Source organism: Streptomyces sp. NPDC001832 (genome assembly GCF_040297265.1).
In the GTDB taxonomy this organism is placed as follows: domain Bacteria; phylum Actinomycetota; class Actinomycetes; order Streptomycetales; family Streptomycetaceae; genus Streptomyces.
In genome coordinates, this window is the sequence record NZ_JBEOYU010000047.1 from 1 (window position 1) to 14,313 (window position 14,313).

Below are 14,313 nucleotides of genomic sequence, written 5' to 3' on the forward strand. Positions count from 1 at the left end.
ACCGAACTTCCCGGGGTCAGCCCTCAGATACAGAAGCGGCTGGATGCCGCGCATCACAGTGCCTCGCTCTGGGTGGAAGTTGGTTCCTGCCGGGCGCGGCCTTCGTCGTGTTCGCGGGTGGTCGCAGGATTGGAGCGCCACTCAAGAGTGACTAAGAACAATTTTCAATTCCCGTTGATCCATAGTTAGAGTGCTGCTCTAAACAGGAGGTGTGCGGGCGTGCGACTGACCCCGACGGAACGTGACCGGCTGCTGCTCTTCGGCGCCGCCGAACTGGCCCGGGCCCGCCGCGCCCGAGGGCTGAAGCTGAATGTGCCCGAGGCGACCGCCCTGATCGCGGACACGGTCTGCGAGGCGGCTCGCGACGGGCGCAGGCTCGCGGAGGCCATCGAGGCGGGACGGTCCGTGCTCGGCCCCGACGACGTCCTGCCGGGGGTCGCCGATGTCGTCACCGAGGTCCATGTGGAGGCCGTTTTCGACGACGGCTCGCGGCTCGCCGTGGTCTCCCGGCCGCTGGGCAGCGGGCTCGGCGATGACGCGCCCGGGGCCGTCGTTCCCGGTCCCGCCACACCCGAGCCGGAACCGGCGGCGCGCCTGATGGTTCATAACACCGCGACCGTGCCGGTCTCCGTGACGTCGCACTTCCACTTCTTCGAGGCCAACCCGCGGCTCGACTTCGACCGGGCGGCGGCGTACGGGATGCGGCTCTGCGTCCCCGCCGGCTCCTCCGTCCGCTTCGGGCCGGGGGAGTCGGTGGACGTGGGGCTGGTGCCGATCGGCGGAGACCGGATCGCCATCGGGTTCGCCGGACTGGTCGACGGACCGCTCGACGCACCCGGCGCACGCGAAGAGGCCCTGCGGCGCGCGGCGGCCTGTGGATACCTGGGAGCAGAACGATGAGCATCGATCGTCACGAGTACGCCTCCGTGCACGGCCCGCGCGCCGGGGACCGGGTCAGGCTCGGTGACTCCGGGCTGACCGTCCGTGTCGAGTCCGACGCACAGCGGTACGGCGAGGAGTTCCTCGCCGGATTCGGCAAGACCGCCCGCGACGGGCTGCACCTCAAGGCCGCCGCCGTCCGGGACACCTGCGATGTCGTCATCAGCAATGTGCTGGTCATCGATGCCGTGCAGGGCATCCGCAAGGTGTCGATCGGTATCCGCGAGGGCCGGATCGAGGCGATCGGGCGGGCCGGAAACCCGGACACCCTCGACGGCGTCGACGTCGTCGTCGGCACCGGGACCACCATCGTCTCCGGCGAGGGATTGATCGCGACGGCGGGCGCTGTGGACACCCACGTCCATCTGCTCTCGCCGCGGATCATGGAGGCATCGCTCGCCTCCGGCGTCACCACGATCATCGGCCAGGAGTTCGGGCCGGTCTGGGGCGTCGGCGTCAACTCGCCCTGGGCCCTGCGCCACGCCTTCAACGCGTTCGACGCCTGGCCGGTCAACATCGGCTTCCTGGGGCGCGGTTCGTCCTCCCACCAGGCTCCGTTGGTCGAGGCCCTTGCCGAGGGCGGGGCCTGCGGCTTCAAGGTCCACGAGGACATGGGCGCCCACACGCGCGCCCTGGACACCGCGCTGCGGGTCGCCGAGGAGTACGACGTCCAGGTCGCCCTGCACAGCGACGGGCTGAACGAGTGCCTGTCGGTCGAGGACACCCTGCGTGTCCTCGAAGGCCGCACGATCCACGCTTTCCACATCGAGGGCTGCGGCGGCGGACACGTCCCCAACGTCCTCAAGATGGCGGGCGTCGAGAACGTCATCGGCTCGTCCACCAACCCGACGCTGCCCTTCGGCCGGGACGCAGTCGCCGAGCACTACGGGATGATCGTCTCCGTACACGACCTCAAGACGGACCTGCCGGGCGACGCCGCCATGGCCCGCGACCGCATCCGTGCCGGAACGATGGGCGCCGAGGACGTCCTGCACGACCTGGGCGCCATCGGCATCACGTCCTCCGACGCACAGGGCATGGGGCGTGCCGGTGAGACGGTACGCCGCACCTTCGCGATGGCCGGGAAGATGAAGGCCGAGTTCGGCCCGATGGACGGCGACGGCCCGGCGGACGACAACGCCCGGGTGCTGCGCTACATCGCCAAGCTCACCATCAACCCCGCCATCGCCCATGGCCTGGCGCACGAGATCGGCTCCATCGAGACCGGGAAACTCGCCGACATCGTGCTGTGGCGGCCCGAGTTCTTCGGTGCCAAGCCGCAGCTCGTGCTGAAGTCCGGCTTCCCGGCGTACGGGGTCACGGGCGACCCGAACGCCGCCACCGACACCTGCGAACCCCTGGTCCTCGGACCGCAGTTCGGAGCGTACGGAGCCACCGCGGCCGATCTCTCGGTGGCCTTTGTCTCGCAGGCCGCGACCCAGCTCGGCGCGGACCTGATGCCCACGCGCCGGCGCCGTGTCGGAGTGCGCGGCACCCGCGGCATCGGCCCCGGCGACCTCCTCCACAACTCCCGTACCGGAGAAGTCGCGGTGGACGCCCGCAGCGGTCTGGTCACCCTGGACGGCGAACCGCTGCGCTGCGAGCCCGCCGACTCCGTCTCCCTCAACCGCCTCTACTTCCTCTGACGCTCATCAGGACACTTCATGACCTTCCGTATGCCGCCCGAGTGGGCCCCGCACGAACGCACCTGGATGGCGTGGCCGGGCCCCAACCCCACCTTCGACACCGGCGCCGAGCTGGCCGAGGCCCGCAATGCCTGGGCCACCGTCGCCCGCGCCGTCCGTCGCTTCGAACCCGTCACGATGGTCGTCGGCCCCGGCCAGGAGGACAGCGCCCGCGCACTCCTCGGCCCGGACATCGAGCTGGCCGTCCGCCCGCTCGACGACGCCTGGATGCGCGACATCGGTCCCACCTTCGTCAGCGACGGGCATCAACTGGCCGCCGTCGACTGGACGTTCAACGGCTGGGGAGCCCAGGACTGGGCCCGCTGGGAGCACGACCAGCACATCGCCCGCTCCGTCGCAGAGCTCGCTGCCGTACCCGTCCACAGCTCCACGCTCGTCAACGAGGGCGGCGCCATCCATGTCGACGGCGAGGGGACCGTCCTGCTCACCGAGACCGTCCAGCTCGGCAAGGAACGCAACCCCGACCGGACCCGCGAGCAGGTCGAGGCCGAGATCCACGCCAGGCTCGGCACCGAGAAGGCCATCTGGCTGCCTCGCGGACTGGCCGGTGACTACGGCACCTACGGCACCCTCGGTCATGTCGACATCGTCGCCGCCTTCGCCCGCCCCGGCACCGTCGTCGCCCACGTCCAGCCGGACCCGGCCCACCCTGATCACGAGATCACCCGTGAGACCGTCCGCATCCTGCGCGCCGCCACCGACGCCAGGGGCCGCCCCCTGAACGTCGTGGAGGTCCCCGCGCCCACCGTGCTGAAGGCCGACGGGGAGTGGGTCGACTACTCCTACATCAACCATTACCTCTGCAACGACGGCGTGGTCCTCTGCGCCTTCGACGACCCGCGCGACAAGGAAGCGGCAGCGATCTTCGGTGAGCTGTTCCCCGACCGTACGGTGACACTCGTCGACGCCCGTACGATCTTTGCCGGCGGTGGAGGCATCCACTGCATCACGCAGCAGCAGCCGAAGGTCTGAACCGTGCCCCCTGCTCCACGCCGTCGCAACACCGCCCCGCCACGCGGGGAACTGCTGGCCGCCGCCATGGCCACCATCGCCGAACGGGGCCTCGACGGCCTCACCATGGCCGGGCTGGGCCGTGAGGTCGGCATGAGCAGCGGCCACCTCCTCTACTACTTCCGCACCAAGGACGAGCTGCTGCTCCAGACCCTGGAGTGGAGCGAGGGCCGGCTCGGCGCGGAGCGGCGCACCCTGCTGTCCGGGCGGGCGACGGTCCGCGAACGGCTCGACGCGTACATCGATCTGTACCTCCCCGACGGCCACCGCGATCCGCACTGGACGCTCTGGCTGGAGGTCTGGAACCGTTCGCAGAACGCCGACGACGACGCACGCGCCCGGCAGGCCGCGATCGAGGGAGCCTGGCACCGCGACCTGGTGGCGCTGCTCGCGGAGGGCGCCTCGCGCGGGGAGTTCCGTACCGTCGACGCCGAACGGTTCGCGACCCGGCTGCGCGCCCTGCTCGACGGGTTCAGCGTCCATGTCGCCGTCGGTATCCCCGGCACCAGCCGCGCCCAAGTCGTAGCCCAGGTCCGGGAGTTCATCGATGACTCGCTCACCGCCCCGGAGCGGCCCGGGCTGTCGTGAACTGAACGCGCACAAGACCGACCGGCACACGGGGGCGGCGTCCCCCATGTGCCGGCCGGTCCAAGTACGCGTGATTGTTGCCCGTTGCGGCCTTGTCGTGTTCCCGGTTGTTCGGGCACGGTGACGGACCATGGGACGAGAGCAGTGGAAGAAAATCTGGGTCGGCTCCGCCGGCAACATGGTCGAGTGGTTCGACTGGTTCGTGTACGCGACCTTCGCGGTCTACTTCGCGGATTCGTTCTTCCCCGAAGGCAATGAGACCGCCAACCTCATGAACACCATGGGTATCTTCGCCGTCGGCTTCTTCATGAGGCCGGTCGGTGGCTGGCTGCTCGGCCGGATCGGCGACCGCAGAGGACGCAAGGCCGCGCTCACCCTCACCGTCACGCTGATGTCGGCCTCCGCGATCCTCATCGCCGCCGCGCCGACGTACGACGTGGCGGGGTACGGCGGTGTCGCCGTCCTGCTGGTGGCCCGGCTGCTCCAGGGGCTCAGCGTCGGGGGCGAGTACGCGGCCAGCGCCACCTATCTGACCGAGGCGTCCGCGCCCCACCGGCGCGGCTTCGCCTCCAGCTTCCAGTACGTGTCCATGACCGCGGGACAGCTCATCGGCCTCGGCCTCCAGATCATCCTGCAGCGCAACATGTCCGATGCGGCCCTGCACAGCTGGGGCTGGCGCATCCCGTTCATCGTCGGTGCACTCGGTGCCGCAGTCGTCTTCTATCTGCGCCGCTCGATGCTGGAGACCGAGGTGTACGCGGAGTCCGGCGCCGCCGAGCAGGAGGACCGCGGCACGCTGAAGGCGCTGTGGCAACACAAGCGCGAGGCGTTCCTGGTGATGGCGCTGACCATGGGCGGGACCGTCGCGTACTACACGTACACGACCTATCTCACCAAGTTCCTCTCCAAGAGCGCCGGCATGGAGAAGTCCACCGCCTCGCTCGTCAGCTTCTGCGCCCTGTTCGTCTTCATGTGCATCCAGCCGCTGGCCGGACTGCTCTCCGACCGGATCGGCCGCCGCCCACTGCTGATCACCTTCGCCCTCGGCTCCACCTTCCTGACCGTGCCGATCATGACGATGCTCAAGCACGCGGGCACTTTCTGGCCCGCGTTCGGCCTGGCGCTCCTCGCCCTGGTCGTCGTCACCGGGTACACCTCGATCAACGCCTGTGTGAAGGCCGAGCTCTTCCCGACCGGCATCCGCGCCCTGGGCGTCGCCCTCCCGTACGCCATCGCCAACGCGCTCTTCGGCGGCACCGCCGAATACGTGGCGCTCTGGTTCAAGAAGGCGGGCGTCGAGTCCGGCTTCTACTGGTACGTGGCGGGCTGCGCCGCAGTCTCCCTGGTCGTCTACCTGACCATGCGCGAGACCCGCGACATCGACCTGGGCAGGGTTGGTGCGGCCGACCGGCAGGCCGGCCAGGCGGAGTCGTCCGGGGCGACGAGCGTCACGCCCGCATCCTGAGACGGGCCACGTCACGGAGGCAGCCCTGTGCGAAACTGCCTCCGTGCCCTCGTTCGTCATGATTATTGGCAACAGGCGCGCCGGTCCGCAGTGACCGTCCCGTACCACCACGTGCGGCACGGCCACCGTGCCCCAGGCCCGCGCGCAGACCTCTCGCACCCGCGAGGGGTTTTTTCGTTTTCCGGCCCTCACCTCGGCCGGGGCGAGGCGCGCGGGATGATGGGGGCAAGTGGAGCCCAATCGTCCGGATCCACTCATCCGACAGGAGTTCAGACCAGCATGACCACCAAGGCCAAGCCTGATGACAGCTTCCATGTCTTCGACACCACACTGCGCGACGGGGCCCAGCGTGAAGGCATCAACCTGACGGTCGCGGACAAGCTGACCATTGCGCGGCACCTGGACAGCTTCGGCGTGGGCTTCATCGAGGGCGGCTGGCCCGGTGCCAATCCCCGCGACACCGAGTTCTTCGCCCGCGCCCAGCAGGAGATCGAGTTCAAGAACGCCGAACTGGTCGCCTTCGGCGCGACCCGCAGGGCCGGTGGCAAGGCCGCCGAGGACCCCCAGGTCAAGGCGCTGCTGGAGTCCGGTGCCCCCGTGATCACGCTGGTCGCCAAGTCCCACGACCGCCATGTGGAACTCGCCCTGCGCACCACCCTCGAAGAGAACCTGGAGATGGTCCGCGACACCGTCTCCTTCCTCCGTGAGCAGGGCCGCCGGGTCTTCGTGGACTGCGAGCACTTCTTCGACGGCTACCGCACCAACCCCGAGTACGCCAAGGCCGTCGTACGCGCCGCATCCGAGGCCGGCGCGGACGTCGTCATTCTCTGCGACACCAACGGCGGGATGCTCCCGGCCCAGGTCCAGGCCGTCGTCTCCACCGTTCTCGCCGACACCGGCGCCCGGCTCGGCATCCACGCCCAGGACGACACCGGCTGCGCCGTCGCCAACACCCTCGCCGCCGTGGACGCGGGTGCCACCCACGTCCAGTGCACCGCGAACGGCTATGGCGAGCGGGTCGGCAACGCCAACCTCTTCCCCGTCGTCGCCGCCCTGGAACTCAAGTACGGCAAGACCGTTCTCCCCGAGGGCGCACTCGCCGACATGACTCGTGTTTCGCATGCGATCGCCGAGGTCGTCAACCTGACGCCCTCCACCCACCAGCCCTATGTGGGTGTTTCCGCCTTCGCCCACAAGGCCGGACTGCACGCCTCCGCGATCAAGGTCGACCCCGACCTGTACCAGCACATCGACCCGGCGCTGGTCGGCAACACCATGCGGATGCTCGTCTCCGACATGGCGGGCCGCGCCTCCATCGAGCTCAAGGGCAAGGAGCTCGGCATCGACCTCGGCGGCGACCGCGAACTCGTCGGTCGGGTAGTCGAGCGCGTCAAGGCGCGCGAGCTCAAGGGCTACACGTACGAGGCCGCCGACGCCTCCTTCGAACTGCTGCTGCGCGCCGAGGCCGAGGGCCGGGTACGCCGCTACTTCCGCACCGAGTCCTGGCGCGCCATCGTCGAGGACCGGCCCGACGGCACACACGCCAACGAGGCGACGGTGAAGCTCTGGGCCAAGGGCGAGCGCATCGTCGCCACCGCCGAGGGCAACGGCCCGGTCAACGCACTCGACCGGGCGCTGCGCGTCGCGCTGGAGCGGATCTACCCGCAGCTCGCCAAGCTGGAACTGGTCGACTACAAGGTCCGCATCCTCGAAGGCCGCACCGGCACCGAGTCCACCACCCGAGTCCTCATCACCACGGGCGACGGCAGCGGCGAATGGGCGACGGTCGGCGTCGCGGAGAACGTCATCGCGGCGTCCTGGCAGGCGCTGGAGGACGCTTACACCTACGGGTTGCTCCGGGCCGGGATCGAGCCGACGGAGTAGCGCGACTTGTCCTCGACCGGAGCCGGCCCAGGTGGGTGGTGGCGCAGAAGCTACCCACCTGGGTTAGTTTCGAAATATGCGGAACAGGCTGTTCCCGACCTTGTTGGCCGGCCTGCTGCTGATTTTCTCGGCGGCCGTGCTCGCCATCGCGCCCGCTGCGCCCGCAGCGATCGGTGCATCCACCATCAATGATGTCGCGCAGGCGTTGCGCAAAGCCCCTGTGTACGTCGACCCGGCAGCCGCCGACCAGCTCACGCCGGGACAGACGGCCGCCCTGACGAAGAAGATCAAGGACGCCGACAAGCCCGTGTTCGTGGCGGTACTTCCACGCACCCCGGCGTTCCCCGAGCAGACCCTGCTGACCACCCTGCGTACCGACACCGGCATCACCGGCGTCTACGCGGTCCGCCTCGGCAACGGGTTCAACGCGGGCGCCGACCCACAGGTGATGTCCACCCAGGCGGTCCAGAACCTCACCGCCGCCGTGAAGGCACCCGGCACGGACGCCGACGCCGCGACCCAGCTGAACGCCTTCGTCGACCGGGCGGTCGAACAGGCCCGGGGCAGCGCCCCCGCCTCCTGGGGCGGGTCCTCCGCTCCCGGCGGATCGTCGTCCGTCGTCGGGCTGATCACGGTCGGCGCGATCCTGGTGGTGGGTGCCGGCGCGGCCTACACAGTCCTCCGACGCAACCGGAAGCGCAAGGAGGCCGAGGAACGGGCCGCACTCGACAAGCTCCGGGTCGTCGTGGACGAGGACATCACCGCGTACGGCGAAACCCTCAACCGGCTCGACTTCCACCCCGCCGAGCCGGGCGTCAACGACAACATGCGCGCCGACTACGAGCGGGCACTCGACTCCTACGAGAGGGCGAAATCCCGCATGTCCCATGCCCAGCACCCGTCCGACGTGCGCGGGGTCACCCAGGCCCTGGAGGACGGCCGCTTCTCCCTGGCCGTCCTGGAAGCCCGCCGCACGGGCGGTGAAGTGCCCGTCCGCCGCCCGCCGTGCTTCTTCGACCCGCGCCACGGCCCCTCGGTCGCCGACTTCCGGTGGTCCCCCTCCGGCGGCACGGCCCGCGAGGTCCCGGTCTGCGCGGCGGACGAGATCCGGCTGCGCGAGGGCGAGGAGCCGCTGAGCCGCACGGTCGACGCGGGCGACGGCCGGCGCCGCCCGTACTGGGAGGCGGGCCCGGCGTACGGCCCCTGGGCGGGCGGCTACTTCGGCGGCGGTCTGCTCCCCGGCCTGCTGGTCGGCACGATCCTCGGCTCGTCACTGGCGAGCCCGGCATATGCGCAGGAGTATGGCGGCGGCGACTTCGGCTCCGGCGGCGACTGGAGCGGCGGCGACTTCTCCGGCTCCGACTTCGACTCGTCGGGCTTCGACGGCGGAGGATTCGGCGGTGGCTTCGGTGGCGGTGGAGGCTTTGACGGCGGCTTCTGAGCCGCCGACCGGCGACCTCTCGGACGGGGGCGATTCATGCTAGATATGAAGCTATGTCTGGTATCGGTCGATTCCGGGCGATGCTGCGACGCTCTGCCGGGCGACCACATCGGCACGATGGGGGGCGCTCGGGCCAAGCCACCCCCGCGCCGCCCGGCCGGGACATGACCCGCCGACCCCTGGGCCGCGAACTGTTCTCCCTGTTCAGTCTGCGCACCGTGGCCGGCCAGGTCTTCTGCCTCGTGCTGGGGCTCGTCCTCCTGCTCATCGCGGGCGCCACGACCGCACTGGTGCTGCTGGGGCGCCGCGACAGCCTGCACGAGGCCCGGCAGCGCACCATGAGCGTGGCCGTGACATTCGCCCACTCGCCCGGGATCGTGACGGCGCTGGACAGCAAGAACCCCACCGCGATCCTGCAGCCACGCGCGGAGCAGATCCGCCGGCAGGCAGATGTCGATTCCGTCGTCGTCGCCAGCCCCCAGGGCATCCGCTACACCCACCCCGACCCCGCGCTGATCGGCAAGCACATCGTCGGTCCGTACGAGGACGCACTGAAAGGCAAGAGCTTCACCCGGACCTTCTCCACCAGCCTGGGGCCCTCGATCAACTCAGTGGTGCCTGTCGCCCGGCCCGACGGTTCGATTGCCGGGCTGGTGTCCGTCGGCCTCACCGACCGGTCGGTCAACAAGGTGGCCGACCGGTCCATCCCGGTCAGCATCTTCGCCGCGGCCGCCGCCGCCGCGGTCACCGCGGGCGGCGCGGCGCTCGTGAGCAGACGGCTCCGCCGCCAGACACACGGGCTCGGACCCGAAGAGATGACCCGGATGTACGAGCACCACGACGCGGTGCTGCACGCGGTCCGCGAGGCCGTCCTCATCATCGGGGCCGACCACCGGCTGACGCTGGCCAACGACGAAGCCCGCAGACTGCTCGACCTTCCCCCGGACGCCGAGGGCCGCGCAGTGGCGGACCTCGGGCTGGACGCCGAGACCGCGGAACTGCTCGCCTCCGGCCGGACCGTCACGGACGAGGTGCTGCGCGTCGGCAATCGTCTGCTGGCCGTCAACCTCCGGCCGACGGACGCGCGCGGCGGGCCTCCCGGCACCGTGGCGACCCTGCGCGACACCACCGAACTCCGCAAGGTCACGGGCAGAGCCGAACTGGTCCACGAACGCCTGCTGCTCCTCTACGAGGCCGGTGCCCGGATCGGCACCACCCTCGACGTGACCCGGACGGCCCAGGAACTGGCGGATGTGGCGACCCCCGGATTCGCCGACGTCACGACCGTCGACCTCGCCGATACCGCGCTCTCCGGGCAGGAACCGACCACGCCGGACAGGAACCTGCTGGACAGGAACCTGCTGGACATGCGCCGTACCGCGACCGCCACCGTGGATCCGCACCCGCCCCTGTACCCGGTCGGCCGCGTGGTCGGATTCGTTCCCTCCAGGACCCGGGCCATGCGCGTGAACATCGGCGAGACCGGGCTGGGGCCCGATGTGATCACGCAGCTGGGATGGCGGTACTGGGATCCCGAGCGCGCCGGGACGATCATCGCCTACGGATGCCACTCGGTGCTGTCCGTACCGCTGCACGCGCGAGGCGTCATCCTGGGCCTGGTCAACTTCTGGCGCGCGGGGAATCCCGAACCGTTCGACGAGGACGACCAGTCCTTCGCCGAGGAGATGGTGTCCCGGGCAGCCGTCAGCGTGGACAACGCCCGCCGGTACACGCGTGAGCACGAGCTGGCCGTGACGCTGCAGCGCAGCCTGCTGCCCCGCGACCTGCCCCAGCAGAACGCCCTCGATGTCGCCCATCGCTATCTGCCCGCGCGGGCCGAGGTCGGCGGCGACTGGTTCGACGTGATCCCGCTGTCCGGCGCCCGGGTCGCGCTGGTCGTCGGTGACGTGGTCGGACACGGACTGCACGCCGCGGCCACCATGGGGCGGCTGCGCACCAGCATCCACAACTTCTCCGCGCTGGACTTCGCGCCCGACGAACTACTCGGACATCTCGACGAACTGGTCGACCGGATCGACCGGGACGAAGCGGCCGGCGGTGGCGCCGAAATCACCGGAGCCGCCTGCCTGTACGCGATCTACGACGGGGTCTCCGGGAACTGCTCGGTGGCTCGGGCCGGCCATCCCGGGCCCGTACTGGTCCTCCCGGACGGCACCGTGGAAGTCCCCGAGGTTCCGATCGGCCTGCCCCTCGGTATCGGCGGCATGCCCTTCGAGGCGGCCGAGTTCCACGTACCCGAAGGGAGCCGTCTGGTCCTCTACACGGACGGTCTGGTCGAGCACCGCGACCGGGACTTCGACGTCGGCCAGGAACTGCTGCGCGCCACCCTCGCCGGCCGTGACCGGACACCGGAAGAGACCTGCGACGACGTGCTCGACGCGATGGTGAGCGGGCAGCCGACCGACGACGTCGTCCTCCTCGTGGCCCGCACCCACACCCTTGACCCCGAGCAGGTCGCGCGATGGGGCGTGGCCACCGACCCGGCGGCCGTCGCCGGAGTCCGCAAGAAAGTCGCCCAGTGGCTCACCGACCGCGGCCTGGACGAGGAGGCGTTCACCACCGAACTGATCCTGAGCGAGCTGGTCACCAACGCGGTGCGCTACGCCACCGGACCGATCGAGGTACGCCTGCTGTACGACCGCAACCTGATCTGCGAGGTGTCCGACACCAGCAACACCTCACCGCATCTCCGCTACGCGGCGACGACGGACGAGGGCGGCCGGGGCCTGTTCCTCGTCGCCCAGTTCGCCGAACGCTGGGGCACGCGTTACACGGAGACGGGCAAGGTGATCTGGTCGGAGCAGACGGTCGGCGAATCGGAGGAAGAGGGCGGGGCGGACAGCTGACCGAGACCGCCCTTTCGAGTCCCCGGTCGATGGCGGGATCGGGACCCGGGCATGGGCGCGAAGACTCTATGTGAGTGATTCCGGCAGAACAGTCGGGTCGCAGTCCACGCGCTGCCGGAGGATCGGTGCGCCTTTCGCTAATGTCCAGGGCGCCGCGCCTTCGTGGGCGAACATGCAGGCGCCCCAGCTCATCACTTCAGCAGCAAGGAATGATCACCATGGCCGTGTGCGAGGTCTGTCACAACGACTACGAGCTGGCGTTCGAGGTGCGGGCCGCGGGAGGGGCGGTCCACGTTTTCGACAGCATCGAGTGCGCCGCCCAGAAAATGGCCCCAACCTGTGTCAACTGCCAGTGCCGCATCCTCGGCCACGGCCTGCAGGCCGACGGACAGTACTTCTGCTGCGCGCACTGCGCGCGTGAAACAGGTTTGTCCCGGTCCCAGCTCATCGATCACGCCTGAGAAGGCGGCTGGTTCGCCGCAGTTGACGTGACGAAGCCCTTCCCCCGGCCGGGGGAAGGGCTTCGTGATGGAGCGCTGGGCAGGCCTTGCACCTGCATTTCCCCGCAGGAAGCGGGGCGTCTTTCCTTGGACTACCAACGCAGCTTCAGTCACACCGAGTTGCGGCGGACTTCCAAGATCAACTATAGCGCATGCGGCCGTCAGTCAGCCCCGGCCAATGCGCGGCGGATGCTGCTGGAGTTCCAGCAGACCTTGCTCCGCAAGGCCTTGGAGCGGTCCGACAAGGTCGCGGCCCCGGCGTCGGGCCTACATCGTGCCCCGTCTCCGCCCTGCAGAAATCGCACTTCACGATTACTGGCGACGCGCGTAGAACTCGGGCAGTATTTCCGTGCCTCTATTTGTCATGAGCAGGAGGAGTCCCCATGGTGTCCCGTATGACACTGCGCCCCGTCCTCACCGTCCTCGCCCTCGTCCTCGGCGTCCTCTTCGCCCCCGGCGTCGGCGTCCTCGGCAGCGGCGCCACCCAGGCCCACGCCGTCACGAAGCTCACCCACGCCCAGGCCACCGCCCGGTTCAGCTCCTCCGGAATCACTTGGTCGTCCTCCGGTAACTGCTCCAACCGCAACGTCGCCACATGCACCTCGTTCGACCAGCTCAATCTGGCCACCGCCCAGGGCGCCCAGACCCTCAAGAGCGCCACGGGCTGCGCGCTGAACATCACCGGCGGCACCGAGACCGGGCACGCCAGTGGTACGTACTCGCACTGGAACGGCTACAAGCTCGACTTCGGCAAGTCCACCTGCCTCACGAACTACGTGCACGGCGTCTTCACCTACATAGGGCTGCGCGGTGACGGCGCTCCCCAGTACAAGTCGGGTTCCGGCAACATCTACGCGGACGAGGGCAACCACTGGGACGTGACGTACTACAACTGCGGCGGTTGCTGACCGCGCGCTGGATCCGCACGCACGGGTGCCCCCGTTCCGCCGGAACGGGGGCACCCGCCGCCGTCAACGCCGACGGCCGCATGCGCTATAGTTGATCTTGGAAGTTCGCCGCAACTCACGGCGAATGACGCTGCGTTGGTGGTCCAAGGAAAGACGCCCCGCTTCCTGCGGGGAAATGCAGGTGCAAGGCCTGCCCAGCGCTCGCTCACGAGGCCCTTCCCTCCACCGGGGGAAGGGCCTCGTCACGTTCCCCGCGTGCTCTGGACCCCCTGGTGCCGACAGCCCACCTCTACCGCGGTGGCAGCGCGCCTCAGCGGACCGTTACGTTGAAGACCGGCGAGGCCGTGGTGCCGCTGACGATGCGCAGGTCGTTCTTGCCCTTCAGCCCGAGCTTGACGCCGAGCGAGTAGGAGCCGTCCCGCGAGATGCTCGTGGACGCGGGCAGGCTGACCCACTTGCCGTGCTGCTTCTGCTGAAGGGTCACCTCGCTGCTCGCCTTGAGACCGGTCGTCTGGCCCGTGACCCGGAACAGCTGCCAGGCATGGACCAAGGACACCGACGGCTTGGCCGTGATGCCGGCCTTGGCGGGCACGGCCTTCTGTGCGACGACGACCGGGGTTGCGTTGTGTGCGGCCGGGGTTGCTGCCATCGCGGTGCCCGTAAGGGCGAGGGAGGCCGCGCCGAAGACACCGACGACGGCCAGGCGCAGGGAGCGCCGCTTCGAGATCATCACAGAACTGCCCCTTTCTATGGTGAGAACAGCCTTTCGCGCCAAAGGGCACCTACGTACCGATTGGCGTAGTCACTAGGAACGACGGCGCAGCGGAGAAAGAAGTTCATCGGGACTTTGTCGCTGTCGTGTAACAGCCCGAGCGGCGCCGGGCGACAGCGGCTGGAACAGCTCGGCGGCGAGGTGGCGGCGGGCCGGTACGACGGCGAACTCCTCATCCGCCGCGCAACCGGAGACGGCGGCACTGCGGCGGCTGCTGACCGCGCGCTGCATC

The 14,313-nt window shown here is 69.5% G+C and carries 11 protein-coding genes; 10 read left to right on the top strand and 1 reads right to left on the bottom strand.

Translation table 11 applies throughout. From position 1 onward, the window contains the following. The first annotated feature begins 219 nt into the window (after window positions 1-219). From ureA to ABT115_RS26500, 10 genes are all read left to right on the top strand, one after another. The gene (gene ureA / locus ABT115_RS26455) at window positions 220-900 is read left to right on the top strand and encodes an urease subunit gamma (protein WP_351794628.1); all 681 of its coding nucleotides are present in this window, start codon (window positions 220-222) and stop codon (window positions 898-900) included. Further along, a complete protein-coding gene (locus ABT115_RS26460; RefSeq protein WP_351794631.1) occupies window positions 897-2,585 on the top strand; it encodes an urease subunit alpha in 1,689 nt (562 codons plus the stop codon). Before ureA ends, ABT115_RS26460 begins: the two co-directional genes overlap by 4 nt. Window positions 2,586-2,603: 18 nt before the next feature. Next, window positions 2,604-3,617, top strand: a complete 1,014-nt coding sequence (locus ABT115_RS26465) for an agmatine deiminase family protein (protein WP_351794634.1) — start codon at window positions 2,604-2,606, stop codon at window positions 3,615-3,617. A 3-nt stretch (window positions 3,618-3,620) separates the two neighbouring features. Further along, on the top strand, window positions 3,621-4,244 hold the full coding sequence (locus ABT115_RS26470; protein ID WP_351794637.1) for a TetR/AcrR family transcriptional regulator: 624 nt from the start codon (window positions 3,621-3,623) through the stop codon (window positions 4,242-4,244). A 130-nt stretch (window positions 4,245-4,374) separates the two neighbouring features. After that, a complete protein-coding gene (locus tag ABT115_RS26475) occupies window positions 4,375-5,709 on the top strand; it encodes an MFS transporter (RefSeq protein WP_351794640.1) in 1,335 nt (444 codons plus the stop codon). Between the two features lie 279 nt (window positions 5,710-5,988). Then, window positions 5,989-7,593, top strand: a complete 1,605-nt coding sequence (cimA, locus tag ABT115_RS26480) for a citramalate synthase (protein WP_351794643.1) — start codon at window positions 5,989-5,991, stop codon at window positions 7,591-7,593. Between the two features lie 76 nt (window positions 7,594-7,669). Continuing rightward, complete coding sequence (locus tag ABT115_RS26485) at window positions 7,670-9,034, top strand: hypothetical protein (protein WP_351794646.1); 1,365 nt, start codon at window positions 7,670-7,672, stop codon at window positions 9,032-9,034. Window positions 9,035-9,198: 164 nt separating this feature from the next. Next, entirely contained in the window at window positions 9,199-11,901 is a 2,703-nt protein-coding gene (locus ABT115_RS26490) for a SpoIIE family protein phosphatase (RefSeq protein ID WP_351794649.1), read from the top strand. Between the two features lie 218 nt (window positions 11,902-12,119). Further along, window positions 12,120-12,362 (top strand): metallothionein, encoded by a 243-nt coding sequence (locus tag ABT115_RS26495; protein ID WP_351794717.1) that lies wholly within the window; start codon window positions 12,120-12,122, stop codon window positions 12,360-12,362. Between the two features lie 422 nt (window positions 12,363-12,784). Further along, on the top strand, window positions 12,785-13,309 hold the full coding sequence (locus ABT115_RS26500) for a hypothetical protein (RefSeq protein WP_351794652.1): 525 nt from the start codon (window positions 12,785-12,787) through the stop codon (window positions 13,307-13,309). A gap of 310 nt (window positions 13,310-13,619) precedes the next feature. On the opposite strand, the gene ABT115_RS26505 is transcribed toward ABT115_RS26500, so the two are convergent. Further along, window positions 13,620-14,039 (bottom strand): hypothetical protein, encoded by a 420-nt coding sequence (locus tag ABT115_RS26505; RefSeq protein WP_351794655.1) that lies wholly within the window; start codon window positions 14,037-14,039, stop codon window positions 13,620-13,622. Between the last annotated feature and the right edge of the window lie 274 nt (window positions 14,040-14,313).

Excerpts from the sequence above, each read along its gene's own strand:
- ABT115_RS26460 (WP_351794631.1), top strand. The coding sequence starts at position 897 with ATGAGCATCGATCGTCACGAGTACGCCTCCGTGCACGGCCCGCGCGCC.
- ABT115_RS26465 (WP_351794634.1), top strand. The coding sequence starts at position 2,604 with ATGACCTTCCGTATGCCGCCCGAGTGGGCCCCGCACGAACGCACCTGG.
- ABT115_RS26475 (WP_351794640.1), top strand. The coding sequence starts at position 4,375 with ATGGGACGAGAGCAGTGGAAGAAAATCTGGGTCGGCTCCGCCGGCAAC.
- cimA (WP_351794643.1), top strand. The coding sequence starts at position 5,989 with ATGACCACCAAGGCCAAGCCTGATGACAGCTTCCATGTCTTCGACACC.
- ABT115_RS26485 (WP_351794646.1), top strand. The coding sequence starts at position 7,670 with ATGCGGAACAGGCTGTTCCCGACCTTGTTGGCCGGCCTGCTGCTGATT.
- ABT115_RS26490 (WP_351794649.1), top strand. The coding sequence starts at position 9,199 with ATGACCCGCCGACCCCTGGGCCGCGAACTGTTCTCCCTGTTCAGTCTG.
- ABT115_RS26495 (WP_351794717.1), top strand. The coding sequence starts at position 12,120 with ATGGCCGTGTGCGAGGTCTGTCACAACGACTACGAGCTGGCGTTCGAG.
- ABT115_RS26500 (WP_351794652.1), top strand. The coding sequence starts at position 12,785 with ATGGTGTCCCGTATGACACTGCGCCCCGTCCTCACCGTCCTCGCCCTC.
- ABT115_RS26505 (WP_351794655.1), bottom strand. The coding sequence starts at position 14,039 with ATGATCTCGAAGCGGCGCTCCCTGCGCCTGGCCGTCGTCGGTGTCTTC.